Annotated in this window: 28 protein-coding genes, 1 tRNA gene, 1 riboswitch and 1 other annotated feature; of the genes, 19 read left to right on the forward strand and 10 right to left on the reverse strand. The window is 47.9% G+C overall.

Annotation, left to right across the window (positions count from 1 at the left end):
• Positions 1-62: 62 nt before the first annotated feature.
• The 5 genes from QRD89_RS04430 to QRD89_RS04450 are packed head-to-tail and all read right to left on the reverse strand — an operon-like array spanning position 63 to position 1,571.
• On the reverse strand, positions 63-386 hold the full coding sequence (locus tag QRD89_RS04430; RefSeq protein ID WP_008632680.1) for a YbjQ family protein: 324 nt from the start codon (positions 384-386) through the stop codon (positions 63-65).
• Positions 367-552 carry a hypothetical protein gene (locus tag QRD89_RS04435; protein WP_008632679.1) on the reverse strand — a complete coding sequence of 62 codons (186 nt, stop codon included), beginning with the start codon at positions 550-552 and terminating at the stop codon, positions 367-369. Before QRD89_RS04435 ends, QRD89_RS04430 begins: the two co-directional genes overlap by 20 nt.
• Positions 549-758 (reverse strand): hypothetical protein, encoded by a 210-nt coding sequence (locus QRD89_RS04440; protein WP_026578613.1) that lies wholly within the window; start codon positions 756-758, stop codon positions 549-551. Before QRD89_RS04440 ends, QRD89_RS04435 begins: the two co-directional genes overlap by 4 nt.
• On the reverse strand, positions 755-1,072 hold the full coding sequence (locus QRD89_RS04445) for a YxlC family protein (RefSeq protein ID WP_026578612.1): 318 nt from the start codon (positions 1,070-1,072) through the stop codon (positions 755-757). The genes QRD89_RS04440 and QRD89_RS04445 overlap by 4 nt, the downstream gene beginning before the upstream one ends.
• Positions 1,065-1,571 (reverse strand): sigma-70 family RNA polymerase sigma factor, encoded by a 507-nt coding sequence (locus tag QRD89_RS04450; RefSeq protein ID WP_062515695.1) that lies wholly within the window; start codon positions 1,569-1,571, stop codon positions 1,065-1,067. Before QRD89_RS04450 ends, QRD89_RS04445 begins: the two co-directional genes overlap by 8 nt.
• 384 nt (positions 1,572-1,955) lie before the next feature.
• Here QRD89_RS04450 and trpE point away from each other — a divergent pair, with 384 nt between their 5' ends.
• From trpE to QRD89_RS04485, 7 genes are read left to right on the forward strand one after another with little or no spacing between them, the layout of a single operon-like run.
• Positions 1,956-3,470 carry an anthranilate synthase component I gene (gene trpE / locus QRD89_RS04455; RefSeq protein WP_026578610.1) on the forward strand — a complete coding sequence of 505 codons (1,515 nt, stop codon included), beginning with the start codon at positions 1,956-1,958 and terminating at the stop codon, positions 3,468-3,470.
• A complete protein-coding gene (trpD, locus tag QRD89_RS04460) occupies positions 3,467-4,489 on the forward strand; it encodes an anthranilate phosphoribosyltransferase (RefSeq protein WP_008632674.1) in 1,023 nt (340 codons plus the stop codon). The genes trpE and trpD overlap by 4 nt, the downstream gene beginning before the upstream one ends.
• Entirely contained in the window at positions 4,482-5,246 is a 765-nt protein-coding gene (gene trpC, locus QRD89_RS04465; protein ID WP_008632673.1) for an indole-3-glycerol phosphate synthase TrpC, read from the forward strand. The genes trpD and trpC overlap by 8 nt, the downstream gene beginning before the upstream one ends.
• Entirely contained in the window at positions 5,243-5,899 is a 657-nt protein-coding gene (locus tag QRD89_RS04470) for a phosphoribosylanthranilate isomerase (RefSeq protein WP_026578609.1), read from the forward strand. Before trpC ends, QRD89_RS04470 begins: the two co-directional genes overlap by 4 nt.
• Positions 5,880-7,073: a tryptophan synthase subunit beta gene (gene trpB / locus QRD89_RS04475; RefSeq protein ID WP_008632670.1), complete on the forward strand. Its 1,194-nt coding sequence runs from the start codon at positions 5,880-5,882 to the stop codon at positions 7,071-7,073. Before QRD89_RS04470 ends, trpB begins: the two co-directional genes overlap by 20 nt.
• Position 7,074: 1 nt before the next feature.
• A complete protein-coding gene (gene trpA / locus QRD89_RS04480; RefSeq protein ID WP_062515321.1) occupies positions 7,075-7,875 on the forward strand; it encodes a tryptophan synthase subunit alpha in 801 nt (266 codons plus the stop codon).
• Between the two features lie 34 nt (positions 7,876-7,909).
• A complete protein-coding gene (locus QRD89_RS04485) occupies positions 7,910-8,494 on the forward strand; it encodes an anthranilate synthase component II (protein WP_286096405.1) in 585 nt (194 codons plus the stop codon).
• 41 nt (positions 8,495-8,535) lie between these two features.
• On the opposite strand, the gene QRD89_RS04490 is transcribed toward QRD89_RS04485, so the two are convergent.
• Positions 8,536-10,563, reverse strand: coding sequence for a methyl-accepting chemotaxis protein (locus QRD89_RS04490; protein ID WP_286096406.1), 2,028 nt, complete (start codon positions 10,561-10,563; stop codon positions 8,536-8,538).
• 184 nt (positions 10,564-10,747) lie between these two features.
• Here QRD89_RS04490 and QRD89_RS04495 point away from each other — a divergent pair.
• From QRD89_RS04495 to QRD89_RS04515, 5 genes are all read left to right on the forward strand, one after another.
• A tRNA-Ala gene (locus QRD89_RS04495) sits at positions 10,748-10,820 on the forward strand.
• Between the two features lie 202 nt (positions 10,821-11,022).
• Complete coding sequence (locus QRD89_RS04500; RefSeq protein WP_286096407.1) at positions 11,023-11,916, forward strand: CsxC family protein; 894 nt, start codon at positions 11,023-11,025, stop codon at positions 11,914-11,916.
• A gap of 143 nt (positions 11,917-12,059) precedes the next feature.
• Positions 12,060-13,034, forward strand: coding sequence for a bile acid:sodium symporter family protein (locus QRD89_RS04505; RefSeq protein WP_286096408.1), 975 nt, complete (start codon positions 12,060-12,062; stop codon positions 13,032-13,034).
• Positions 13,035-13,098: 64 nt separating this feature from the next.
• On the forward strand, positions 13,099-13,815 hold the full coding sequence (locus QRD89_RS04510) for a phosphatase PAP2 family protein (RefSeq protein WP_286096409.1): 717 nt from the start codon (positions 13,099-13,101) through the stop codon (positions 13,813-13,815).
• Positions 13,816-13,837: 22 nt separating this feature from the next.
• Entirely contained in the window at positions 13,838-14,005 is a 168-nt protein-coding gene (locus tag QRD89_RS04515) for a YqaE/Pmp3 family membrane protein (protein WP_008632649.1), read from the forward strand.
• Positions 14,006-14,047: 42 nt separating this feature from the next.
• Here QRD89_RS04515 and queE read toward each other — a convergent pair whose 3' ends face one another.
• The 3 genes from queE to queC are packed head-to-tail and all read right to left on the reverse strand — an operon-like array spanning position 14,048 to position 15,901.
• Complete coding sequence (gene queE, locus QRD89_RS04520; protein ID WP_062515315.1) at positions 14,048-14,776, reverse strand: 7-carboxy-7-deazaguanine synthase QueE; 729 nt, start codon at positions 14,774-14,776, stop codon at positions 14,048-14,050.
• A complete protein-coding gene (queD, locus tag QRD89_RS04525; RefSeq protein ID WP_286096410.1) occupies positions 14,769-15,236 on the reverse strand; it encodes a 6-carboxytetrahydropterin synthase QueD in 468 nt (155 codons plus the stop codon). The genes queE and queD overlap by 8 nt, the downstream gene beginning before the upstream one ends.
• Positions 15,236-15,901: a 7-cyano-7-deazaguanine synthase QueC gene (gene queC, locus QRD89_RS04530; protein WP_008632642.1), complete on the reverse strand. Its 666-nt coding sequence runs from the start codon at positions 15,899-15,901 to the stop codon at positions 15,236-15,238. Before queC ends, queD begins: the two co-directional genes overlap by 1 nt.
• Positions 15,902-15,986: 85 nt before the next feature.
• Positions 15,987-16,031: riboswitch (PreQ1 riboswitch) on the reverse strand.
• A gap of 175 nt (positions 16,032-16,206) precedes the next feature.
• Positions 16,207-16,422: a binding site (T-box leader), on the forward strand.
• A gap of 54 nt (positions 16,423-16,476) precedes the next feature.
• On the opposite strand from queC, the gene QRD89_RS04535 reads away from it, so the two are divergent.
• The 3 genes from QRD89_RS04535 to QRD89_RS04545 all read left to right on the forward strand — a co-directional run bounded on the left by QRD89_RS04535 (position 16,477) and on the right by QRD89_RS04545 (position 19,536).
• Complete coding sequence (locus QRD89_RS04535) at positions 16,477-17,712, forward strand: argininosuccinate synthase (protein ID WP_008632637.1); 1,236 nt, start codon at positions 16,477-16,479, stop codon at positions 17,710-17,712.
• Complete coding sequence (gene argH, locus QRD89_RS04540; protein WP_026578602.1) at positions 17,705-19,078, forward strand: argininosuccinate lyase; 1,374 nt, start codon at positions 17,705-17,707, stop codon at positions 19,076-19,078. The genes QRD89_RS04535 and argH overlap by 8 nt, the downstream gene beginning before the upstream one ends.
• Before the next feature lie 116 nt (positions 19,079-19,194).
• The gene (locus QRD89_RS04545; protein WP_152413292.1) at positions 19,195-19,536 is read left to right on the forward strand and encodes a hypothetical protein; all 342 of its coding nucleotides are present in this window, start codon (positions 19,195-19,197) and stop codon (positions 19,534-19,536) included.
• A 41-nt stretch (positions 19,537-19,577) separates the two neighbouring features.
• Here QRD89_RS04545 and QRD89_RS04550 read toward each other — a convergent pair whose 3' ends face one another.
• Positions 19,578-20,765: a M14 family metallopeptidase gene (locus QRD89_RS04550; protein ID WP_008632630.1), complete on the reverse strand. Its 1,188-nt coding sequence runs from the start codon at positions 20,763-20,765 to the stop codon at positions 19,578-19,580.
• Between the two features lie 160 nt (positions 20,766-20,925).
• Between QRD89_RS04550 and QRD89_RS04555 the strand changes: the two genes are divergently transcribed.
• The 4 genes from QRD89_RS04555 to QRD89_RS04570 all read left to right on the forward strand — a co-directional run bounded on the left by QRD89_RS04555 (position 20,926) and on the right by QRD89_RS04570 (position 24,298).
• A complete protein-coding gene (locus QRD89_RS04555) occupies positions 20,926-22,107 on the forward strand; it encodes a DEAD/DEAH box helicase (RefSeq protein ID WP_035388591.1) in 1,182 nt (393 codons plus the stop codon).
• Between the two features lie 129 nt (positions 22,108-22,236).
• A complete protein-coding gene (locus tag QRD89_RS04560; protein ID WP_008632627.1) occupies positions 22,237-22,896 on the forward strand; it encodes a class I SAM-dependent DNA methyltransferase in 660 nt (219 codons plus the stop codon).
• Positions 22,897-22,900: 4 nt separating this feature from the next.
• Positions 22,901-23,359, forward strand: coding sequence for an S-ribosylhomocysteine lyase (locus QRD89_RS04565; RefSeq protein WP_008632626.1), 459 nt, complete (start codon positions 22,901-22,903; stop codon positions 23,357-23,359).
• Between the two features lie 21 nt (positions 23,360-23,380).
• A complete protein-coding gene (locus QRD89_RS04570; protein WP_286096411.1) occupies positions 23,381-24,298 on the forward strand; it encodes a PLP-dependent cysteine synthase family protein in 918 nt (305 codons plus the stop codon).
• Position 24,299: the final 1 nt, after the last annotated feature.

Genomic DNA, 24,299 nt, shown 5'->3' on the forward strand with positions numbered 1-24,299 from the left:
CCCCTGTACTCCACTCAATGGGAGTTGACAGGGGCTAATGTTGTTTCTTGTATTCCTTGAGCTTATTCTTTGGGTTTAAGAGTCACAGCGGTCCCATATGCCATTATTTCTGAAGCAGAGTTTGTAACCGTAGAAGTTTCCAGGCGGACGGCGATTACCGCATCCGCACCTTTTTCTTCTGCGTGTTTGATCATGCGCCCGATAGCCTGCTGACGGGCTTCGTCCATCATTGCTGTATAGTCTTTAATTTCTCCTCCGACGACGTTCTTTAACCCGGCAAGGATGTCGCGTCCGATATGCTTCGACTGAACGGTGCTTCCCCGGACGAATCCTTTCATAGCTGTAAGATCATACCCATGTACAAAATCAGTAGTCACGATAATCATTAAATGGTTCCTCCTTTTTACGCTCCTGCGCAAGTAAAAATAATATAGTGAACAACCCTGCATACGAGCATGCGATAAGAATCAGCCCCGTCCATAGATGGAAGAACAAGGAGACGTATCCTGCGATCTGCAGTAAAAGACAAGCGAATACAAGATTGATTTTCAACGCGTCTCCCTCCAGACCGTGCGCCGCAGGATGAAAAACAGAATGCTCGGTACCGGAAATTGAATGATGCCGATCAGCCCCCAGAACCACGGAGCTTTATCGATTCGCCTTGCTTTTATAAAAAGAATCGAGCTTTGGGTAAGCAAGACCGTTCCAAGAAGCAGAAATCCCCATAAAGGGATATCTTCAGGCCCGTATTGTTTCATGATGTCACCACCGTTCGCCGCTTTTCACGAAGGGCATACACACACATGCTCCCGACAGCAATAATCTGGATGATAAGGAACAAGGATGGGAACATGATAAACGTGAACGATAAGGCGGAAAGACCGATGGCTGCCACCAGCCACAGACATACAAGTTCTATCCATAACCGCTGGTACCAACGCCTGGAATGTTCTTCTATCCAAGCTTCAAATTGATGAAAGGAAGGTTCATCCACTTCCAAATAGTCATCGATTTTTTTGCTCGTTTCGTGAAGATGCTGTTCAATCAGACGTTTCTTATTATTATCATTCATCGATATTAAGCTCCTTCCGTAAACGGTCCAGGCCATAGTGAACACGTGATTTGACCGTGCCGGTTTTCAGTTTTAACAGGTTAGCGATTTCTTCATATTCGTAACCGTAATAATGCTTCAGAAGGATGGGGATACGATGCTTCTCTTCCAGCTTCCATATGGCCGTTTGGGTTTCGAACCATTCTTCGGGTACTTTGGCAGCTTCGATATGATTGATTTCATGCTCATGAAGGAACCGGGTATTCTTGTGCTTCTTTTTCATATCAAGGAAGGTATGCGTTGCAATTTGCAGCAGCCATGTGGAGAAGCTGGCATTCCCTTTATACTGATGGAGCTTTCGGATCGCTTTCATGATTGTTTCCTGGGTAATGTCATAAGCCAGTTGTTCCTCCCCGCACATCTTCCAGGCGTATTTGAACAAGAAGCTGTAGTGATCTTTCAGCAGCCCTGCTAAAGCTTTGTTGTCCCCTTGGGCAGCTCTTATTCTCTCAAGGTCCATGGGCATCCCTCATTTCCTATCTGCCTATACGACGAATGAACCCTGTCATCCGTTCAATTTTTTTCTTTCTTTTCTATTTATGCAGACCTATCCGTGAAAAGCGGCGGTTCCTGCTTCTTCTTATTGTTTACTACAAATCATGGAAACATCGCTGTTGACTTTGAAGTCTGAATTTTATAGACTGTGAGAAAGCTTAATAAGCAAGTTGAGATGAGAATGAGTTGAGTTGAGGTTAGAGTGAGCTGAGCCGAGAGAGCGAGGAATCGTCGGACGAAGGAGCTGACCGATTGCCTGGCCGTAAGTAAGTATTCAATGACAACCCCCCACTCGTTTTATCACCCTCAACGTCTCATTCTCCATACTACTATGGAGAGGTGAGCCTTTTTGACTACTTTTGAAGCATTTCAAAGCGATGCATCCCTGTATCGCACCATCCCAATTACTAAATCCTTTTACACGGATACGTTAACACCTATCCACATGTTTCACGCTTTAAATAACGAAGCGGTATATATGCTCGAGAGCCAGGATCCGGAATCACCCTGGTCGAACTATTCTTTTATTGGCTTAGATCCAATGATTGAATTAAAAGAAATGGACGGCACGTTCTATATTACAGATTTCCAGACGAAGCAGGAAGAAGAAGCGCCTTCTTTCAAAGCAGCTTACGAAAAGGTGTTGGAGGATCTGCAGGTGAAACCGGCTGAAGATAGCGATCTCCCTTTTAAAGGAGGAGGTGTCGGCTATATCAGCTATGACGCAATATCCGATTATGAACCGGTTCCAAGAGCCGAGGAAGCTGGAAGTCTTGCGAATTATCATCTGCTGTTCTGCCAGACTTTAATCGCTTATCATCACAAAACGAAGCAGACGACGATCTTGTCCTTTGCAAGGCTCGGAAGCGGCGGTGAAGAGAACCTGACAAGTGCCTATGAAGATACACTGGGAAGGATCGAGAAAGTCCAATCCCGCTTGGCGAAGGCTCCTGGTCTGCCGGACTTGATGATGCAGGAAGAGGCGGAGTCTGAAGAAGAGATGGAATGGGACAGCAATTATGAACCGGACAAATTCAAAGCGGACGTGGAACGTATTAAAGAATACATTCTGGCGGGTGATGTCTTCCAGACTGTACTTTCCCAGCGCTTCCACACGGTAACGGACAGGAGCGGATTTGAACTGTACCGCGTTCTTCGGAATGTGAATCCATCCCCGTACATGTTCTATTTGAAGATGGGCGGCGTGGAAGTCATCGGAAGCTCTCCGGAGCGCCTTCTTGAAGTAAGAGACAGGAAGCTTGAAATCCATCCCATAGCAGGAACAAGGAAGAGGGGCCGGACCAAGGAGGAAGATGACCGCCTTGCAGAAGAGCTGATGAAGGATGAAAAGGAACTGGCTGAGCACCGGATGCTTGTGGATCTGGCCAGAAACGATATTGGTCGAGTAGCCGAATACGGATCGGTTCAGGTCAGTGAATATATGACGATTGGTCGTTTCTCCAAAGTGATGCACATCATAAGTAAAGTGATTGGTGAACTGAAAGAGGATGTATCACCGATTGATGCCCTTATTTCTTCCTTTCCGGCAGGAACGTTATCCGGAGCTCCGAAAGTCCGCGCTATGCAGATATTGCGGGAGCTCGAACCGACTCCGAGAAATCTATACGGCGGCGGCATCTTATACCTCGGGTTCGACGGTAACATCGATTCATGTATAACGATCCGGACGATGACGCTTATGGGACGGGATCTATACGTCCAGGCAGGGGCAGGAGTGGTGGCTGACTCCGATCCCGAAGCAGAGTATCAGGAGACGCTGAACAAAGCGAGTGCTTTGAAGCGGACGATTCAATTAGCAGAGAAGGTTTTTGAGAAGAGCGGAGAAGGAGTGGAGATGAGATGAAAGAGCTATTAAATAGAGTTGTATCAGGGGAAGTAATGGATGAGCAGCAGGCGTTCGAAACGATGAACGGTATCATGCAGGGCGAGGTTACGACAGCCCAGTTGACGAGTCTTTTAAGCATCATGCGTTTCCGCGGGGAGACAGTGGAAGAAATGACAGGATTCGTCCGGGCGATGCGTGCCAACATGACGAAGCTGGATGTCCATGATTCCACCATCATCGACACATGCGGTACCGGAGGGGACGGTGCATCTACGTTCAATATCTCCACGGCCGTATCGATCGTGCTTGCAAGTATGGGTGTCAAAGTTGCCAAACACGGAAACCGAAAAGTTTCTTCCAAGAGCGGGAGCGCAGATGTACTGGAGATGCTTGGTATTCCAATCGATACAACACCGGCAGAAGGAGCGAAGGCTCTGCAGGATAAAGGAATGACTTTCCTTTTCGCACCATTGTATCATCAGGCAATGAAACATGCAGGCCCGGCGAGGCAGGAACTTGGATTCCGGACGATATTCAACCTCCTCGGACCTATGTCAAATCCAGCCAATGCCAAACGGCAGCTGATTGGCATTTACTCCACGGATTATGCAGAGAAGATGGCCGAAACGCTGAAAGAGCTCGGATCCGAACGAGTGCTGCTTGCTACGGGCAGAGACGGTCTGGATGAAATAACGATAACAGGCGTGACGGATATAGTTGAACTGAACGAAGGGTCTATCACCCGATATACGATCACTCCGGAAGACTTCGGGTTATCAAGGGGATCCCTTGACGATATTAAAGCATCCGAACCCTCGGAAAGCGCAGCAATCATCAAAGAGATTTTCTACGGAGAATCAAACCAAAGCGCCGTCGATATAGTCAAAATGAACGCGGCTGCCGGCCTGTACGTGGCAGGAAAAGCTGATGACCTTCACGAAGGAGTAAAGCAGGTCGAAGAAGCTCTTCGAACAGGAGTGACCAAAGATTACTTTGAATCCATTGTAACGGAAAGGGAGAATCGTCAATATGCTTGAAACCATCTTGGCAGTCAAACAGCAGGAAATTGAAAAAATGTATTTACCGGAAGAACAAACATACAGGAAATATTCTCTGCATGAATCCTTGAAAACTTCCCCCTATAGAGCGGGACTGATCGCAGAAGTGAAAAAGGCTTCTCCGTCGAAAGGGATTATTCGTGAAGACTTTAATCCTGTGAAGATCGCGCATGATTACAATCAAGCGGGAGTCCAGGCGATTTCTGTTTTGACGGATCAGCATTTCTTCCAGGGGCACCGGGATTACTTATCTTCCATAAAACAGGTGGTCGATGTACCCGTACTTAGGAAAGACTTCCTCATCGATCCCATACAAATCGTAGAAAGTGCTTCTATTGGAGCGGATGCGGTCCTTCTGATTGGAGAAGCGATGGAAGCACGGGCCCTGCACGAACTTTATCTGCAGGCATATGAACTTGGAATGGAAGTGCTAGTGGAAGTGCATGGGGAAGAAACGCTGGAGGGATTGTTGAAGCAGTTCACCCCTGAAATACTCGGCATCAACAACAGGAATCTGCATACGTTTGAAACGAAGCTTTCTCAGACAGAGCGGATGGCGAAGCTTGCTCCGGCAGAAGCTCTTCTTGTTTCGGAAAGCGGCATTTTCACGCATGACGACTTACTTGCCGTATCCAGCTTCGGAGCAGAAGGAATCCTCGTCGGTGAATCGTTGATGAGACAGCAGGACATAGGCAAGGCTGTTCAAGTGCTGATGGAAGGGGAAGATGTCCGATGAAGGAGCCGATTGTCAAACTGTGTGGAAACCGGTCGCTCTCGGATGTCGCCAAGACTACTTCCTCGGAAGCGACGCATTTAGGTTTCATTTTCGTCAGAAGAACGAAAAGGTATGTTCGTCCGGAAGCCGTCGCCCGCTGGATCAGGAAGATCCGGCCAAAGCAGAAGCTTGTCGGGGTTTTCATTGAACCGACACTTGAGGAACTGGAACAGATTCTTCATTTTGTTCCACTTGACGTTATACAGCTCCATGGAAACGAAACCGTATCCCAGCTCCTGCGCATTAAAGAAGCATTCGGCCTTCCGGTTTGGAAGGTCATTCATCATCAAGAGAACGGGATGAACCAAATGGAGATTTTTCAAGGAGTTGCCGACGGGTATGTGATCGATTCTAAAGTGGATGGTCAAGCGGGCGGAACCGGCGTTCGATTCGATTGGGAAGCTGTTCCTTCCTATCAGAGCGCTGCTTATGAGCAGGGCGTTCCCTGTCTTATTGCAGGTGGAATAAGGCCGGAAAACGTGGCAGAGCTTCTTACTTACGACCCGGATGGGATCGATCTGTCCAGTGGTATCGAATCCAATGAAACAAAAGATATCGGCAAGATTCAAGCAGTCATGAAAGAGGTGGAGCGTAATGTTGCAAGTATTACCTGATATAAAAGGCCGTTTTGGTGATTTCGGAGGGAAATATGTTCCGGAAACACTGATGGGTCCCCTTCAAGAGTTGGAAGATGCATTAGATGAAGCATTGAACGATTCATCCTTCATGGAGGAGTATCATCATATATTAAAAGAATACGCCGGCAGACCTACTTCCCTTACCTTTGCAGATAAGATAACGGAACATCTCGGCGGGGCGAAAGTGTATCTGAAGCGGGAGGACCTGAATCATACCGGCGCCCACAAGTTGAACAATGCCGTCGGACAGGCCCTGTTGGCGAAGCGTATGGGCAAGAAGAAAATCATCGCCGAAACGGGTGCTGGCCAGCATGGCGTCGCCTCTGCAACGGTGGCGGCAAAGTTCGGTCTGGAGTGTAAAGTGTTCATGGGCGAAGAGGATATCCGCCGGCAGGAGCTTAACGTATTTAGAATGAAGCTGCTCGGCGCAGAAGTCATTTCCGTGTCAAGCGGAAACGGCACGCTTAAAGATGCGACGAACGAAGCTATACGATACTGGGTAGCCAACTGTGAGGACCATTTTTATTTGATCGGTTCTGTCGTGGGACCTCATCCGTATCCGAAGATGGTCCGTGATTTTCAGCGTATTATTGGGGATGAATCGAAGCGACAATTCCTTGAGGCGGAGCCGGAGCTGCCCGACCGTATTTACGCCTGCGTAGGCGGAGGAAGCAATGCTATGGGTATGTTTTATCCTTTCTTGGAAGATGAATCGGAGTTGATCGGCGTGGAAGCGGCAGGCAAAGGGGTGGAGACACCAGAGCATGCGGCGACATTGACGAAAGGGACGCCCGGCGTCATCCATGGTTCTCTTACTTATTTGATGCAGGATGAGAATGGCCAGATTACAGAGCCGTATTCGATTTCCGCAGGACTTGATTATCCCGGAATCGGACCGGAACACGCACATCTTTTCCAAACGAAGCGTGTGCGTTACGAATCGATTACGGATCAGGAAGCATTGGATGCCTTGAAATTGTTGACGCAAACGGAAGGAATCATACCGGCTATTGAAAGTGCTCATGCACTTGCCCAGGCGTTCAAGGAAGCCGGGTCGATGAAACCGGAAGAAACGATTCTCATTAATTTGTCCGGTCGGGGCGACAAAGATATGGCGACATTGATGGAACACTTCCAGGAGGAGGTATGACATGCTTACGAAAACAGCGTTCCAAGGTAAATTGACGAAAACAGAAGACTTATTCATTCCTTTCATCGTTGCAGGTGATCCGGCCCCCCAATACACTATAGACTTTGCTCTTAGACTCCAAGCGGAAGGAGCGGACATCCTTGAACTTGGCGTCCCTTATTCGGACCCGCTTGCAGATGGTCCGACTATCCAGCGCGCCGCCAAGCGCGCTTTGAAGAGCGGTATGTCTTTGAGAAAAGCGATAGAACTGGTCCCGGCATTGCGGGACAACGGGGTGGAAATACCGGTTGTCATTTTCACCTACTACAATCCTGTTCTGCAGATTGGACATAAAGACTTCTTCGATAAGCTGGAAGCAAACGGAGTAGAAGGGGTGCTCATTCCTGACCTTCCATATGAGGAGAGTGCAGAGGTACGGAGCATGGCTGAAGAGAGGGGCATTGAATTCATTTCCCTTGTCGCTCCGAACTCCGATCAACGGATCAAGCAGATTGCAGAGAATGCAAAAGGCTTTTTGTACTGCGTTTCTTCACTTGGAGTCACAGGAGAACGGAATGACATGTCCGGAGAAGCGCTCTCCTTCATTGAAAAAGTGAGAGAACACAGCAAGGTACCGGTTGCGGTCGGTTTCGGCATCTCCACTAACGAGCACGTGAAACTTGTGCGTCATCATGCGGATGGAGTCATTATCGGAAGTAAAATCATCCGTTTGATCGAAGAAGAGTTGCAGCACGTAGAAGCCGGCCGTAGAGATGAAGCTCTTGATAACTTTACTAAAGGCATCCGTGACCTGGTCGAATAGTCGCTGCCGGCACAGCTGAGAGGAGTGGAGCAGAGTGATATACATGATTGACCATTATGATTCTTTCACTTATAACCTTGTGCAGTATTTAGGGGATTTGGGAGAGGAGATCATCGTCAGAAGAAACGATGAAGTATACTTGAGTGAAATTAAAGAATGTAACCCTGATCTGATTTTCCTTTCGCCGGGACCTTGTTCTCCGGATGAAACAGGGATGACGCTGGACGTCATCGCTGCATTCAAGGACAGCATTCCTATATTCGGTGTCTGTCTCGGTCACCAGTCAATTGCTCAGGTGTTCGGTGGGAAGGTGGTTCGTGCAGACCGCTTAATGCACGGGAAATCATCCCTCATCCACCATGACGGCCGTGGTATTTATGATGGATTGAATAATCCGATGGAAGTGATGCGCTATCATTCGCTGATAGTGAAGCAGGATGGAGTGCCGGAGGATTTTGAAGTCACATCGAAGACTGCGGAAGGAGAAATCATGGGAATCCGTCATAAGGCTCTTCCTATAGAGGGCGTCCAGTTCCATCCGGAATCGATCGGCACGGCAGACGGCAGGAAGCTGCTGGAGAATCTTATTAAGCAGCGTGCGAAAGCATTATTATCATAAGAAAAGCCTCCCATTGACCGGGAGGCTTTTTCTTATGAGGTTCAATCGACTTTGAATCGTTTTATTTGATCGTTCAGTACATTCGATAGCTCTGCTAAGTCTTCGGCGCTGTTCGATACTTCTTCCACAGAACTGTTGGACTGCTGGGCCGCTGCGGTGACCTGTTCGACACCGGCGGCGGATTCTTCCGAAACAGAAGCCACTTCTTCAATCGATGTATTCATTTCATAACTGTCTTCCGAGATCTTTTGGAGCTTTGCAGAAATTTCCCGTGTGCGCGCCACCATATCTGTGACAGAATGCTGAATTTTATCAAAGGTTTCCCCGGTTTGTTTCATCAGGGTGGTACCTTGATCGACCTCTTTGTAACCATTCTGAAGAGTAGCGGCCACCTCACCGGATTCCGTTTGGATCGTATCGACAATTGATGTGATATCTTCGACAGAATGAGAGACCTGCTCGGCGAGCTTGCGGACTTCATCAGCAACGACGGCGAATCCTTTCCCATGCTCCCCTGCTCTTGCTGCTTCAATAGCTGCATTCAGAGAAAGGAGGTTCGTCTGGTTGGCGATATCCTGAATGACTTGGACAAGTTTTGAAATCTGCTGGGATTGACTGTCTAAGCCCCGAACCTTATCAACAGATTCTTTGACGATGCGGTCTATTGTCTGCATTTGATCGACAGAATGACGCATCATGTCACTGCCTTCGTTCGTCATGCGAAGAACAGCTCCCGAGGACTCCGAGATTCCCTTGCCATTCTCATAAGCCTCCCGTATTTCCGTGGTGAAAGCTTCCATCATTTCTGATAGTTTGGAAGAACTGTGGGCCTGTGATTCCGCGCCTGCTGACAGCTGTTCCATCGTAGATGCAATCTGCTCACTACCTTCCTGTACTTCGTTTGCAGACAGCCTCAAGCCGGAACTTTGTGTGCGGACAGATTCTACCGCACCTTGAAGTTGGAGGATGATTTGTCTGATTCCTTCTTTCATTTCATGAGTGGATCCCGCCAATTGACCGATCTCATCCTCTCGATTCTGTCGAAGATCAATGGTGAGGTTGCCCTCTTCTACTTCCTTCATTTGTGACTGCAGTCGGACAATCGGCTTGCGGATTCTTCTTGTAATCAATGTAGCGGCTATGATCGACAACAATAAAATGATCAGGACTGTAATGGCAATCGGAATAATGATGGCGGCACTTTGCTGTTCGAGATCCGCTTTATCAACCGTTCCGATTATGATCCATCCGGTTATATCATTCTTTGAGTAGCCGAGTGTCTTATCTTTTCCTTCATATTCATAAGAAATAACGCCTGACTGTTTGTTTTGATTCATAATAGAAGTATAAAAGCTGTTTTCTGTAATATCCGTTCCGACAAGGTCTTCCTGCGGGTGGGAGATGAATATGCCGTTTTCTGCAAAAATAGCAGCATAGCCGGAATCTGCGATTTTCACGCCATCGATCAGACGGAGGAGGGAGCTCATATTGATATCGATAGAAAAGACGCCGACGAGCTCGTCACCGTTTTGCACCGCTTTAGCGACACTCATAATGGTCTCTTCCGTATTTACATCCAAGTACGGTTCCGTCCAGACGAGAGAACCGGCATTGTCCACGGCATCCTGATACCACGGGCGTGTGCGCGCATCGAAGTCATCGGGGAGCTGCAGTTCATCGTCGGACACAGTCGTTCCTTCCGATTCCATACCTACATACGCATTTTGGACAATATCATTGGAGGCGCGTATGTCATTGAGCTCTTCTATGACCGCATCAGGATCTGATTCTATATTTAAGAATTCCTCCTGGCCGGAATAGTAATTGATCGTATCTTCCTGTGCTTCGAGGAAAATATCGAAGGACTGACTCAACGTCTTCATTTGTTCTTCCACATTGTCTGTGAGCTCTGCCGTCGTGTTATCCACGCTGAAGGAATAGCTGGCAATGCCGACGACAATGCCGGCGATGACAATTAACGTAAGAAAAGGAATCAAAATCTGCCGCTGAATCGTCTTTGTGAAAATGGATGGACGCTGTTTCTTCTTGCTCTTCTTTTTCTTCTTCATTGGTACCCTCCCGTATTACTTTCTTTGTGTTCTCCCAGTGCTTTCTTCTCTCTTGTATCGGCATCGGATTAAGAGTTGTAAAGAGGATGTTTCTATGAGAGCGTTATCTAATTAAAATAAATGAAAAGATTAGTATTGAAAGTGGGGAAGGAAGGTGCTATTATATTAATTGTCTTCAAAATACGGGGCATTAGCTCAGCTGGGAGAGCGCTACACTGGCAGTGTAGAGGTCAGCGGTTCGAGCCCGCTATGCTCCACTTCGATATAAAAAGCACTTGCATATGCAAGTGCTTTTTATTTTTTCTATAATTCCCTTTTAACGATAGAATGCCTATTTCTCTATATTTTCCATGTAAATTACTATAAGTCCATCATTTGACTATACCAACACTGCCTCTCTGACATACATAATAATAAGTCAATAAATTTGGCTTTATATTATTTCAAGGAGAGAAAGCGATGTATATTTATGATCCAAACAGTCAATCTTTCAGAACTAACCGCCTGTCCGGGCTTGGTGGATGCAGCCGTACAAACGGAGCAAATGCCGCAGGTCAGCCATACGGCGGAAACGGTCTGCGTCAACCAGGAGACATGGTTGGAGGTAAGAAAGGGAAATTCTACCCTGAAAGGAAACACAGCTGTTCAAAGCAATATCCAGAGTGTGATATTGCGGAAACAGTAAGCGTCAACTGTAATTCGGAAGGCTTCGGAGGTGGATTCTTCCTGCCGGTCGTTCTTCGTGATGTGGAATTGCAGGCACTTGTTGAGTCTGAAATTACCCTTCCTACGGCTGCACGTGAAATCAAAAACGTACGCCGAAACGTGTACTTGACTCAGTGTAAAGCGATCCCGTCTATCGCTACGGAAGCTTCCGTCAACGTATTCGTGTCTGGTTATATCCACAAGAATATTCAGTATGTAGAAGAGTGCAGCGGGTACCTGCAGGATTACTCTGTAGAAGTTCCGTTCAGCTGCAACCAAACAGTGGAGATTGAGAACTTCCCGACTCAATTCTTCAGTGAAAAGTCTACAAGCACAGGAGAGAGAATCTTCGTTGATAAGAAGGGCATGGGAGGCGACCATTGTGTATCCGGCGGTCTTACGTTTGAATATTACAACGAGCCGATTGAATGCCGTCTTTTGTTCAGTGCGGTAAACGACATTGACTTGTATAAGCATGTCGACAAGTGGGGCCGTTTCTGTAAGATTGTAGAAAAAGCAGAAGTCTTGCTTATCTTCCGTCTGATTCAGTCACAGCAGTTCGACGAGCTTCCTGATGGAGAAGAGCCTGGTGCGCAGAATCAAGCGACACAAGGTCGCATTCAGAATAAAATGAACAGAGGAAAATAATTATTTGCAAGGGTCTGATCCTTTACGGGTCGGGCCTTTTTGTTATTTTATGTAGGAAGCGGGCGTTTGGTGCCACTGGGATACCGTGTTTTTGTGTGGTTTGAAAAGGTATAATAGAAGGAAAAAAAGGGAGAGTCTTTGCTATGATCGTGTCTTTCAACCGTGTTTTACAGCGTCTGATGCCCTATATTACGCCAAGCGCGGTGGTGATCGGTGTCCTGCTTGCGGAATGGTTCGATAACTTCGTCTTCCTCGTGCCGTGGATCTTTGCGGTCATGACGTTTGCCGGCAGCCTTGGATCGAACTTTACCGATTTGAAAAAAGTACTCAGACATCCGGTCGCACTGGTTGCATGTATCGTCTTATTACATATCATCATGCCTTTAATTGCTCTTGGAGTCGGAAGCTTATTGTTCGGGAAGGAGGATTATACGACAATCGGGCTGGTGCTGTCCTTTGTCATTCCTACGGGGATTACGTCTTTGATCTGGGTTTCCATCTATAAAGGAAACGTCGTGCTGACGCTCTCCATCATACTGATTGATACGCTTCTTGCTCCGTTTACAGTACCCTTGGTTATGCAGCTGTTGGTCGGGGGCTCTGTCCAGATGGACATAGGCGACATCATGGTCGGTCTTCTGTTCATGATCGTTATCCCTTCTCTGGCCGGAATGGCTGTCAATCAGTGGGGGAGGGCTTCTTTCACGTCCAAAATGGAAACCAACCTAGCGCCATTGACGAAAATCGGGATCGGTCTCGTTGTGACGATCAACAGCTCCGCGGTCGCTCCTTATTTGAGAGTGATTGATCAAACGCTGCTTTGGACTGGAGTGACGGTCCTGTGTCTGGCTGCGTTGTCCTATGTGCTCGGGTTTTGGACCGGTCGGCTGCTGCGGGTGGAGCGTGGCAGTGTCCTGTCGCTCACGTTCAACAGTGGAATGCGTAATATCAGCGGCGGTGCCGTGATCGCCATCACCTATTTTCCACCACCGGTCGCCGTTCCGGTCATCGTCGGAATGTTGTTCCAGCAGGTCCTTGCCTCCTTCGCCGGCAAGTGGCTGGACAACTTTGGGAAAGGCGATAAAGGTGTGGCCGCACTGACGCACAAACAGATATAAAGGCGTTTTATAGTTAAAGAAACAGGGGAATCTGATGGAATAGAAGGAAGGACGGGAGGCGCGTATGTTATTTTCAGGAATTAAATTATCAGACCTCTCCAAAGTATCGGTCCTGCTCATCGCAGCTGGATTCGTCCTAGTGGGAGGGGCGTTGTTTTTCTTTGCAGAACTTGCCGAGGATGTATTGGAGCAGGACCAGTTCCTCATGGACCAGGCGGCTCAGGATTTCTTTATGGCCATTCGTTCTCCGTGGCTCGATACAGCCTGGGGCGGATTAACCGAATTAGGGTCCGTCTGGTTCTTGACGACAGCTACCGTCCTCGTACTGGGTTACTTGTTATTCTTCTCCAAACTCAGCCGATGGGTGGCCGTCTTTTTCCTTGTCAACATGGCGGGTATCAGCCTGTTGACAAAGGCTCTCAAGCTCACGTTCGAACGGGAGCGGCCCGAGGTGCTGGCGCAATATGACGGGACAGGATTCAGTTTTCCAAGCGGTCACTCGACAGGGTCGATGGTTTTCTATGGATTCATGATCTATGTTGTCGTGATCAGCCGTCTTCAGCGGAAGTGGAAAGTCACGCTCGGTCTTCTGCTGGGACTGGTCATTCTTCTCGTCGGTTTTTCCCGCGTTTATGTGGGTGTCCACTACCTGACGGACATCACTGCCGGCTTCTTATTCGGACTTGCCTGGCTCCTTGTTTGTATCGCCGCTCTCGAAGTGACGCTTTGGAATCAGCGGCGCCGACAACAAGATTATAAAATGCGTGTCGGGGGGGAATAAGAAGACGGAGGAGTGATACATCATGCTGTACATCTTAGTTATATTTCTTCCACCGTTAGCCGTCTTGTTTACCGGTCAACCTTTGAAAGCGCTGCTGAACTTAATTTTGACCATGCTCTTTTATGTGCCGGGAGCGGTTCATGCAGCCGTAGTTGTTAAAGGTCATTACGATAGAAAGAAGCATAGATGAGAAGAAGCGTCTGAAGGGATCCCTTCAGACGCTTCTTTTTGATTAAACTCCTCGTTTGTTTCCCCAGACGAGGGCATGGACCTGCGGCAGCACACGGACGTGATTAAGCTTTTCCGAGGCGACTACCTGATCGATCAGCCATTCATATTGTTCAAGCAGATGACCGGCCAGGTTCGCCGGTTCGCCTTCCTTGAGGTCATCGTTTCCGACCTGCAGAAAGAAAGGAATGGCTGGATATCGTTCATGGACCTGCGCTGCATAATCCAAATCTTCTTCGTTGAAAATGACGACCTTCAAACTTGTAGAATCACTCCGGCCCTTCCTTTCCAAGCGATGAAGGATGTCATCGAGGATGTTCCAATCCGTCTTCATCAATGAGCTTGGCGGCTTCGGAGAGATGGTAAGGTCATCGATGTCCGGGAACCAGTCCTGATAACGGCTTCCTTGTGTTTCCAATGCGACCTCGATACCGAGGTCGTGAAGTCCGTCAATCAATTCGTTTAAATGTTTCAGCAAAGCAGGGTTGCCGCCTGAGATGGTGACGTGATCGAAGCGTTCCCCACCGGTTTCTTTCAAGCGGGTGATGATTTCCTCGGCAGTCAGGCGTTCGATATCCTCTTTTGCGCTGCCGTCCCAAGTAAAAGCAGAATCGCACCAGGCGCAGCTGTAATCACAGCCAGCCGTCCGGACGAACATCGTTTTTCTACCGACGACCATGCCTTCTCCCTGTATCGTAGGTCCGAAGATTTCCAAGACGGGAAACTTATTCATCGCGCATCCACTCCCGTCTTGCTTCTGCATAGCTTGTCGGCGTCTCATAAAGCTTCACGAACTCCACGCGGGAGCCGTCACCGCGGTTTAACAGTGCTTCTTCCATCTGATAATAAATCCAGACGACCATGTTTTCAGCCGTCGTATTCATGTTAGGGAGCGTGTCATTTAAATAGCGGTGATCGAGATGGACCTCAATGCTTTCTTTCCATATCTGTTTGATATCACCGAAGTCGATGACAAGTCCGATATCATCAACGAATCCGCTGATACCGAAGATGACTTTGTACGTATGGCCGTGCAGATTTTTGCACTTTCCTTCATAACAGTGCAGGTGATGGGCCGCGTCGAAGGTGAATTCTTTGCTTACCATAACCCGCTTGGAATGATACTTCAAATCCTGGCGCTTAATGTCTTCATCTATTTTCTGTAAGTTTTCTACAATGGTGAAGCCGAACATCAGCGGCTCACCTCTTTTTGAGCAAGATACATATCCAGACCATTCTGACGGAGGCGGCACGCCGGGCAGTCGCCGCAACCTTCTCCGCGTATGCCGTTGTAACACGTAAGCGTCTTTTCGCGCACATATTCGAATCCGCCGAGTGTATCAGCAAGCTCCCATGTCTCGGCTTTATCGAGCCACATAAGCGGTGTGTGAAGGACGAATTCGTCATCCATGGACAAGTTGAGGGTGACGTTCAGTGATTTCACAAAGACGTCACGGCAGTCCGGATAGCCGCTGAAATCTGTTTCACATACGCCGGTGATCACATGCTTGGCACCGATCTGTCTGGCAAGAATGGAAGCGAAGGATAAGAACAACAAGTTCCTGCCCGGAACGAAGGTGGATGGGAGCTCCCCGTTTTCGCCGTCTTTCACTTCCATATCATTACGCGTCAAAGCGTTCGGTGCGAGCTGGTTCAAGAGAGCCATATCCAGGATATGATGGCGGACGCCTTTATCGGCGGCGATTTCTTTGGCAACTTCAATTTCTTCTTTATGCCGCTGGTCGTAATCAAAGGTTACGGCTTCGACGTGATCGAACTTCTCTAAAGCCCAGTAAAGACACGTTGTACTGTCCTGACCGCCGCTGAATACAACCACGGCTTTGCTGTTTTTTTCCATAAAAAAATTCCCCTTCCTTATAGGAAAGAGAGTATTCTATACACCCAAAACACTAAAAAAACCGTACCTAAGGTAAGGTACAGTTCCATCCTTAGTTTTTTATAGAGGGTGTCGCTAGAACCTCTCCTGCATCTGTCTGCAGATTTTATTCCATTGCTTCCCTTATTCTAACATGGAGCAGGTGAAAAAGGGAAGGAAAGACTTGGAGAGGTGGAATAGGCTCATTAGTTAAAAAATTGCGATTTACCTGTTGACTTCTTACATAGGTTTTGTATAATTATAAACATCAAGTAATAAATATGCAGGATTATTCATTGAGGAAGAGAGTACGTAGGCATCGGATCTGCAGCGAGCCGGGGTTGGTGGAAGCCTGGTGATCGATTCATACGGAAACGCACTTCTGAGAAGTTCGGTGAACGATAGTAGCCGTAACCGGGAGCTCCCGTTATCAGCATTGAGTTGGTCTATTTAATTAGACAATGAGAGTGGCACCGCGGATGATAATAACGTCCGTCTCTTACCTTTAGTAGGAGACGGTTTTTTTATGGATATAAATAACTAGGAGGAATTTAATTATGACAAAACCAAAAGTAGTACTCGCATATTCCGGTGGATTGGATACTTCGATTTCAGTGAAATGGATTCAGGAAAAGTACGGATATGATGTCATCGCCTTAGGGTTGGACGTTGGTGAAGGGAAAGACTTGGAGAAGATCCGTCAGAAAGCGCTGGACGTCGGTGCGATTAAGGCGATTATGGTGGACGCTAAGGAACTGCTTGCGGAGGAATACCTGATTCCCGCTTTGAAAGCAAACGCACTGTATGAAGGGAAATACCCGCTGTCTTCTGCACTATCCCGTCCATTAATCTCCAAGCTGTTGGTGGAGGTAGCGGAACAGGAAGGCGCAGTAGCTGTCGCACACGGTTGTACAGGAAAAGGAAATGACCAGGTTCGTTTCGAAGTGTCCATCCAGGCCTTGAATCCAAACCTTGAAGTGATCGCTCCAGTCCGGGAGTGGGGAATGACTCGTGATGAACAGATCGTATATGCAGAAGAAAATGGCATTCCAATTCCTGTGAATTTAGAAAATCCGTTTTCCATCGATGCGAATATCTGGGGACGTGCCTGCGAAGCCGGCGTTCTGGAGGATCCTTGGAAAGAGGCTCCGGAAGCGGCATACGCCTGGACGAATCCTATTGAGAAAACTCCGGATACGCCGGAAACGATCGATATCGATTTTGTGGAAGGGAAGCCGGTAGCTATTAACGGTAAGGAAATGGGTATTGTAGAATTGATCGAATACTTGAATGAACTGGGTGGAGAGCACGGAGTCGGACGTATCGATCATACAGAAAACCGCCTTGTCGGAATCAAATCAAGAGAAGTGTATGAAAACCCTGCAGCCATGATCCTGATCAATGCTCATAAAGAGCTTGAGTTCCTGACATTGACAAGAGAAGTATCCCAGTACAAAGCGAATGTCGATCAGCAGCTTTCCAAGATCATTTACGATGGTCTATGGTACTCTCCGCTGCAGCCGGCGCTTGCTGCTTTCGTAGAGACAACACAGAACGTAGTGACTGGTACAGTGAAAGTGAAGCTGTTTAAAGGTCATCACACAGTGATTGGTAAGAAATCGCCGGTCAGTCTTTACAACGAGGAACTGTCCACTTATTCCAAAGAAGACGCGTTCGATCACAATGCAGCTGTCGGTTTCATTAAACTGTGGGGGCTTCCGACGAAAGTATATGCTGATGTTCATAAAGGCGATAAGCTGTTGAACAAAGCCAAGGTGAGCGCGCATGACTAAGCTGTGGGGCGGCCGCTTTACCAAACCAACGAATAAACTGGTGGAAGAGTACACCTCTTCCATCGGCTTTGATCAAAAACTGGCCCTTCAGGATATTAAGGGAAGCATGGCACACGTTACGATGCTCGGCGCGTGCGGCATCATTTCCGAAGAGGAAGCTGCTCAAATCAAAGATGGTTTGTTAACTATTGAGCAAAAGGTGAAGAACGGGGACGTCACGTTCGCTGTAGAGCATGAAGATATTCATATGAATATTGAGAAGCTGTTGATTGATGAAATTGGTCCCGTTGGCGGCAAACTGCATACAGGGAGAAGCAGGAATGACCAGGTAGCGACAGATATGCATCTGTATTTGAGAGAGAAGACGAAGGATCTCATTCAATTGCTGGAAGCAGTCCAAGCGGCTCTTGTTGATCAGGCGGAATCCCATGTAGAAACCATTGTCCCTGGTTATACACATTTGCAGCGCGCCCAGCCGATTTCTTTCGGACATCATCTCCTTGCTTATTTCTGGATGTTTGAAAGAGATAAAGAAAGATTGCAGGACAGCTTGAAGCGTGTCAACTGGTCACCACTTGGGGCGGCTGCCTTGGCAGGTACACCATATCCAATCGATCGTCAGATGACAGCGGAAGCGCTGGGGTTCGACCAACCGTATCCCAACTCTTTGGATGCCGTGAGCGATCGGGATTTCATTCTTGAGTTTCTATCGATTTCTTCGATTTTGATCATGCATATCTCCCGTCTGTCGGAAGAACTTGTGATGTGGGGAAGTCAGGAATTCCAATTTGTGGAGCTCGATGACGCATTCTGTACAGGATCAAGTATCATGCCGCAGAAGAAGAACCCGGATGTTCCTGAACTGTTGAGAGGGAAAACCGGTCGCATATACGGAAACCTTATAGGACTGCTTACTTTGCTAAAAGGTCTCCCGCTTGCCTACAATAAAGACATGCAGGAAGACAAGGAAGGTATGTTCGATACCGTTGAAACGCTGGAAGGAGCACTGCAGCTGCTTGCACCGATGCTTGCATCCATGAAAGTCAATGATAAAGAAATGAAGAAGGCAGTCACAGAAGATTATTCCAATGCGACGGATATCGCTGATTACCTGGCAGTAAAAGGCATGCCTTTCCGTCAAGCGCACGAAGTCATCGGAAAAATCGTTCTGTATGCGATAGAAAACAAAAAGTATCTGCTCGATTTGAAAATGGAGGAGTATAAGGAATTTTCCGAGCTGTTTGAAGCGGATATATATGAGAAACTAGCACCGGATCATGTAGTAGCGGCACGAAACAGTGAAGGTGGAACAGGATTTGAGCAAGTGAATAAGCAATTGCAATTGGCAAAAGGGCATCTGGGTTGAGCAGGTGTCCTTTTTCTTTTCTAATGGAAGAGAATAGTGTAGTAATGAAAACGTTTGAAAAATGTCTGGAAGGCTATTATAACCATACGACCTTAATCTCGAGAGGAGTATGTGACATGTCTAAGTATGTACAAGCCTATTTTCAAACAGAGAACGATGCCGAGGGTGCGAAGTCGTCCCTGCAGAAGCTAGCGGTGGAAGGAGAAATGGTGGAAGCTGTTCCAGAGGAAGCGGACTTGACACCGATTGTTCCGTTGGCAGGATCGACATCAACAGGGGGAGGTACGTTTACCTTCACAGAAGTGATTTCACCAAAACATGATCATGAAGAAGCGTTGACAGATAAAAAGCACTTGACTCATGTGCTGCACTTTTCCGTAGAGGAAGAGTCCTTGGAAGAAGCCCTCAAAATTATGAAGGACCACGGCGGCCATGTGGATAAAAAATTATTGAAATGATAATCACCTCCGTCTCCTCAGAAAGACGGAGGTGATTTCTTTTACATGTATAGGCTGGCAAGGAAGATCCCCATTGTTTCTTGATAGATCTCATCAAACTGGTCAAGTGGAAGCGGGTTTACTCCTTCTCCCAGCTCAAGGGTGAATCCGGGACGGCGGAATTCCTGAATGAACCAATCTTTATAGCCGGAAAAGCTGTCTACATAGCGGATGGGCTCGTAGCCACTGACTCTCCCGAATTCTTCTGCAATGGCAATGGATTCCGCAGGCTCTAATCCCTCGTATCCCCAGAAGATGACCTCACCCTGCGTATGCAGGGCAAGCATCTTTTCGAAGTTCCGATCCTTTGCCAACTCGGCCATGGCGATCGTTTCCGGCTCTGTCAGTGGTTCATATCCGGGAAAATCACGCGGAGCTGGTGCCGTCGGTTTTCTCGCGGCGTCCACTTCCCACTTAGCAGGAAATTGATTGTTAAGGTCCACCCCGCGGATGTTCGCCTTCCAGTCGGTGAAATCATTACTTCCTTGATTAATGCGCAATGCTTCTCTGCCGAATTCTCCTTCGGGCGCGCCGTTTAAGACGAGATCGACACCATCAGGATCGACCATCGGGACGATCGATATGGTGATTTGATCATAGTAGGGGAGCATATCAAGCCCTCGTATCGTTTCTTTATTTGTTAAAGCGAGGACATAATCGTTGAGAAACTGCATGATGACAGCAGTTGTGATCCACTCATTCGCATGGAAGGAGCCGTTCCAGTGAACCACTTTCGGACCGCGTCCGATTTGAAGCTCCACCAGGTCTTTGCCCATGACGCTTTGACCGATGACATTCTTCCGGATATATGGATACAAAGCGAGGAGCTTATCGATATCCTTGCGAAGAATAGTCGAGTCATACGGTTGGTTCCCGTCGAGGATCCGGTAAGTCACAAGGACAGGAATAGTTAGTTTTTGGCCGATGACGAGACGTGAGGGGTCTATCCCCGGATTTAATAGAGCAAGCGCGTCCAGGGAGATTCTCCGCTCGCTCGCCAACTTCCATAATGTATCTCCTTTTTGGATGGTATAGGTGCTTGTTTCGTAACCCGGAATAAAGATGGTTTGACCTATGGAGAGTTCACCCGGTTCGATCCCGGGATTGGAGTCTATTAATAAAGTCAGCGGGATATTGAACAAATTGGCATAATACCATAACGTATCTCCACTTCTCACTTTTACGTCCACGATAAAGCCCCCTCTCCTTATATGTATATGGAAAGAGGAAAAGGAGCATGAAGTCATTTTCTCTACAGTTTTTTAAAAAACGATACATAGCAGCTGGATTTCAGGTACAATAAGGCGTAATGGCCATCCAAGGCCTCAGTTGAAGAAAGTAGTGATATACATGCAAACATTCGAACAATTAGGAGTGCCTTCCCATTTAGTCGGAAAGCTGAAGCAGCAAGGCGTCACTTCTCCTACGGATATACAGGTGGAAGCCATCCCCGCTTTAATGGATGGCCGGGATATCATCGCAGAAGCACAGACCGGAACAGGCAAGACGTTCGCCTTCCTGCTGCCTATCCTGCACAATATTGACCCGGATCTGGCAGAGGTACAGTCTGTCGTCATTACCCCGACGAGGGAACTTGCGCTGCAGATCACGGAGGAAGTGACGAAAGTGAAGGATGCGGCTACTCATGTCCTCGCAGTGTACGGTGGACAGGATGTTGCGAAGCAGGCGAATAAGTTGAACGGACGAGCCCATATCGTTATCGCGACGCCGGGCAGGCTCCTCGATCATATGCGGAGAGGGACGATCAGCCTCCAGTCCGTCCGTCACCTTGTCCTGGATGAAGCGGATCAGATGCTTGAAGCAGGATTTCTTCCTGATGTGGAAGCGATTCTCTCTGAAATGAATGCCGAGAGACAGTCGATGCTTTTCTCAGCGACGATTACGAAGCAGGTCCAGAAGCTTGGTAGAAAGATGCTGAAGGACCCGGCGCGTATTTCAGTAAAAGGGGAGCAGGTCACGGTTTCGAATATTAAGCAGCTTCTCTATGAGACGACGGACAGGCAGAAGCAGGCCGCGCTCCTGACAATCATGAGGGAGCACCGTCCCTTCCTTGCGGTGATTTTCTGCCGGACGAAAAGGCGGGCGAAGAAGTTGAACGATGCCTTGACCGCAGAAGGATTTGCATCGGATGAGCTGCACGGAGATCTTTCCCAGGCAAAAAGGGAAAAAGTGATGAAGCGGTTCCGTGAAGCGAAGCTGCAGTATCTGGTAGCAACAGACGTTGCTGCTCGGGGATTGGATGTGGAAGGTGTCACTCACGTTTTCAATTATGACATCCCGCAGGACCCGGAAAGCTATGTGCACCGGATCGGACGGACGGGGAGAGCAGGCGGCAAGGGACTTGCGATCACGTTTGCTGCACCGAAGGACAAACCAGCGCTTAGAGATATTGAGAGGTTCATCAGTGAAAAACTGGAACGCCGGACGATCGAAGGTCTTTCACCAGGAAAGCGGAAGGAACAGGAAGATACGGAAAGAAAACCACGTCATAATAGGCGTAGAAGAAAGTAAAAGACGAGGCCCGGGAGGCCTTCGTCTTTTTTTTTATGGAATAGTGACAAAAGTTTAACATTGAGCGGCGTCTGGAAATATGATATAGTAACAATGTAATTCCGAGTTTACTTATAGGAATTATAAATTATGGGGAGAGATGACGAAATGGGAATGGAATTCGTCGACTTATTCGACCAATGGGCGAGTTCGTATGATGACACAGTAGCCGGGAAAGATCCCGAATATAGGGAAGTGTTCGACGGGTACGATGAAATGCTTGCCCGCCTCGCCGCTTTGTCCGTATCGCCTGTCATGGAATTCGGTGTCGGCACAGCCAATTTAACCCGCCGGATGGTGGATCAAGGAAAATTGGTAATCGGAGTCGAACCCTCTTCGGAAATGCGCAAAATTGCTAAGATGAAATGTCCGGAAGCAGCAATATATGATGGGAACTTTCTGGATTACCCGCAGTTTGGGACTCCGATTCGTTCCATTGTCAGCTCATTCGCCTTCCACCACCTGACCAAAGAGGAAAAGGAAACAGCGATCAAAAGCTTCCACGACCAGCTGGATACAGACGGTCAAGTCATCTTTATTGATACCATCTTCCAGGATGAAGCACATAAACAGAGGCTGATCCGTAAAGCGGAAGAAGCGGGATTTTTAAATTTAGCACAGGATTTGCAGGAAGAATACTATGCCTATCTAGAAGAATTAAGGGAGGCGTTTATTGCTCAAGGGTTTAAAGTGTCCTTCGAGCAGCTGAATAAATACGCTTGGCTCATACAAGCGAACAAAGGGGAATGATCTTATGCCAAAAATGAACGTAGAAAGCTTCAACTTAGACCACACGAAAGTGAAAGCACCTTATGTGCGTCTTGTAGGAGTGACAGAAGGAGAACACGGCGACAAAATATATAAATACGATTTGCGTATCAAGCAGCCGAACCAGGAATATATGGATATGCCTGCGCTGCACTCCCTGGAGCATTTGATGGCGGAGAACAGCCGTAACCACCACGATCGAATCATTGATATCGGTCCGATGGGCTGTCAGACCGGCTTCTATATAGCCGTATTGAATGATGACAGCTACGACAATGTCCTTGAGGTCATCGAGAAAACATTGAACGACGTTCTGGAAGCCGATGAAGTGCCGGCCTGCAATGAAGTACAGTGTGGGTTCGCAGCCAGTCACAGCCTCGAAGGCGCGAAGGAACTTGCGAAGGAGCTGCTGGAGAAACGCAGCGAATGGACGGAAGTCTTTTAATATACGGGAGATGAGAATGCGATGGGTTACGTCAAGAATATACAGTCACTGATCGGTCAGACACCTATGATTGAACTCACTCATTCAGACATCCCGAATCAAGTTAGGATATTTGCCAAACTTGAATTCATGAACCCAGGCGGTAGTGTCAAAGACCGCCTGGGTTTAAAACTGATTGAGGATGCACTGGAGAAAGGCCTGATTCGGGAGGGTGGCACCATTGTCGAGCCTACAGCGGGGAACACCGGTATAGGATTGGCACTGGCCGCAATCGGCAGGGGCTTCCGGGTTCTTTTTGTTACACCGGAGAAGTTCAGTAAAGAAAAGCAGACGTTGATGCGGGCGCTCGGTGCTGAAGTCATCCACACGCCTACAGAAGAAGGCATGCGGGGAGCCATTGAGAAGGCAGAGCAGCTGTGCCTGACCATTCCCGGTGCGTACAGCCCTAAGCAGTTCAGCAACGAAGCGAACCCTCAAGCGTACACGGATTCCTTAGGACCTGAAATTTATCAGGATTTAAACGGTGATATAGATATTTTTGTTGCCGGCGCCGGTACCGGGGGGACGTTTATGGGAACGGCCCGGTATTTAAAAGGGAAAAAAGAAGAAATTAAAACCGTCATCGTGGAACCGGAAGGGTCGATTCTGAATGGTGGTAAGCCGGGATCTCACCGTACGGAAGGCATCGGAATGGAGTTTCTGCCTTCCTATATGGACACAGCTTACTTCGATGCGATTCATACGATTTCCGATGATGTCGCCTTTCAAAGGGTGAGGGAGCTGGCAAGGAAGGAAGGGCTGCTGGTAGCCAGTTCTTCCGGTGCGGCGTTCGAAGCAGCGCTGCGAGAGGCAGAATCCGCCAAACCGGGTTCGAAGATCGTGACCATTTTTCCGGATAGTAGTGAAAGATATCTAAGCCAAGGCATATATGAGGAGTGAT

Source organism: Halobacillus sp. ACCC02827, from assembly GCF_030291935.1.
Taxonomy (GTDB): domain Bacteria; phylum Bacillota; class Bacilli; order Bacillales; family Halobacillaceae; genus Halobacillus.

Bases quoted from the DNA above. Each gene is read 5' to 3' on its own strand.
- trpD (WP_008632674.1), top strand. From the start codon at position 3,467: ATGAAAGAGCTATTAAATAGAGTTGTATCAGGGGAAGTAATGGATGAG.
- QRD89_RS04430 (WP_008632680.1), bottom strand. From the start codon at position 386: ATGATTATCGTGACTACTGATTTTGTACATGGGTATGATCTTACAGCT.
- trpB (WP_008632670.1), top strand. From the start codon at position 5,880: ATGTTGCAAGTATTACCTGATATAAAAGGCCGTTTTGGTGATTTCGGA.
- QRD89_RS04570 (WP_286096411.1), top strand. From the start codon at position 23,381: ATGGGTTACGTCAAGAATATACAGTCACTGATCGGTCAGACACCTATG.
- QRD89_RS04560 (WP_008632627.1), top strand. From the start codon at position 22,237: ATGGGGAGAGATGACGAAATGGGAATGGAATTCGTCGACTTATTCGAC.
- QRD89_RS04445 (WP_026578612.1), bottom strand. From the start codon at position 1,072: ATGAATGATAATAATAAGAAACGTCTGATTGAACAGCATCTTCACGAA.
- QRD89_RS04440 (WP_026578613.1), bottom strand. From the start codon at position 758: ATGAAACAATACGGGCCTGAAGATATCCCTTTATGGGGATTTCTGCTT.
- QRD89_RS04450 (WP_062515695.1), bottom strand. From the start codon at position 1,571: ATGGACCTTGAGAGAATAAGAGCTGCCCAAGGGGACAACAAAGCTTTA.
- QRD89_RS04535 (WP_008632637.1), top strand. From the start codon at position 16,477: ATGACAAAACCAAAAGTAGTACTCGCATATTCCGGTGGATTGGATACT.
- QRD89_RS04510 (WP_286096409.1), top strand. From the start codon at position 13,099: ATGTTATTTTCAGGAATTAAATTATCAGACCTCTCCAAAGTATCGGTC.
- trpC (WP_008632673.1), top strand. From the start codon at position 4,482: ATGCTTGAAACCATCTTGGCAGTCAAACAGCAGGAAATTGAAAAAATG.
- QRD89_RS04555 (WP_035388591.1), top strand. From the start codon at position 20,926: ATGCAAACATTCGAACAATTAGGAGTGCCTTCCCATTTAGTCGGAAAG.
- QRD89_RS04515 (WP_008632649.1), top strand. From the start codon at position 13,838: ATGCTGTACATCTTAGTTATATTTCTTCCACCGTTAGCCGTCTTGTTT.
- QRD89_RS04565 (WP_008632626.1), top strand. From the start codon at position 22,901: ATGCCAAAAATGAACGTAGAAAGCTTCAACTTAGACCACACGAAAGTG.
- QRD89_RS04505 (WP_286096408.1), top strand. From the start codon at position 12,060: ATGATCGTGTCTTTCAACCGTGTTTTACAGCGTCTGATGCCCTATATT.
- QRD89_RS04490 (WP_286096406.1), bottom strand. From the start codon at position 10,563: ATGAAGAAGAAAAAGAAGAGCAAGAAGAAACAGCGTCCATCCATTTTC.
- QRD89_RS04545 (WP_152413292.1), top strand. From the start codon at position 19,195: ATGTCTAAGTATGTACAAGCCTATTTTCAAACAGAGAACGATGCCGAG.
- queD (WP_286096410.1), bottom strand. From the start codon at position 15,236: ATGTTCGGCTTCACCATTGTAGAAAACTTACAGAAAATAGATGAAGAC.
- argH (WP_026578602.1), top strand. From the start codon at position 17,705: ATGACTAAGCTGTGGGGCGGCCGCTTTACCAAACCAACGAATAAACTG.
- queC (WP_008632642.1), bottom strand. From the start codon at position 15,901: ATGGAAAAAAACAGCAAAGCCGTGGTTGTATTCAGCGGCGGTCAGGAC.
- queE (WP_062515315.1), bottom strand. From the start codon at position 14,776: ATGAATAAGTTTCCCGTCTTGGAAATCTTCGGACCTACGATACAGGGA.
- QRD89_RS04500 (WP_286096407.1), top strand. From the start codon at position 11,023: ATGTATATTTATGATCCAAACAGTCAATCTTTCAGAACTAACCGCCTG.
- QRD89_RS04470 (WP_026578609.1), top strand. From the start codon at position 5,243: ATGAAGGAGCCGATTGTCAAACTGTGTGGAAACCGGTCGCTCTCGGAT.
- trpA (WP_062515321.1), top strand. From the start codon at position 7,075: ATGCTTACGAAAACAGCGTTCCAAGGTAAATTGACGAAAACAGAAGAC.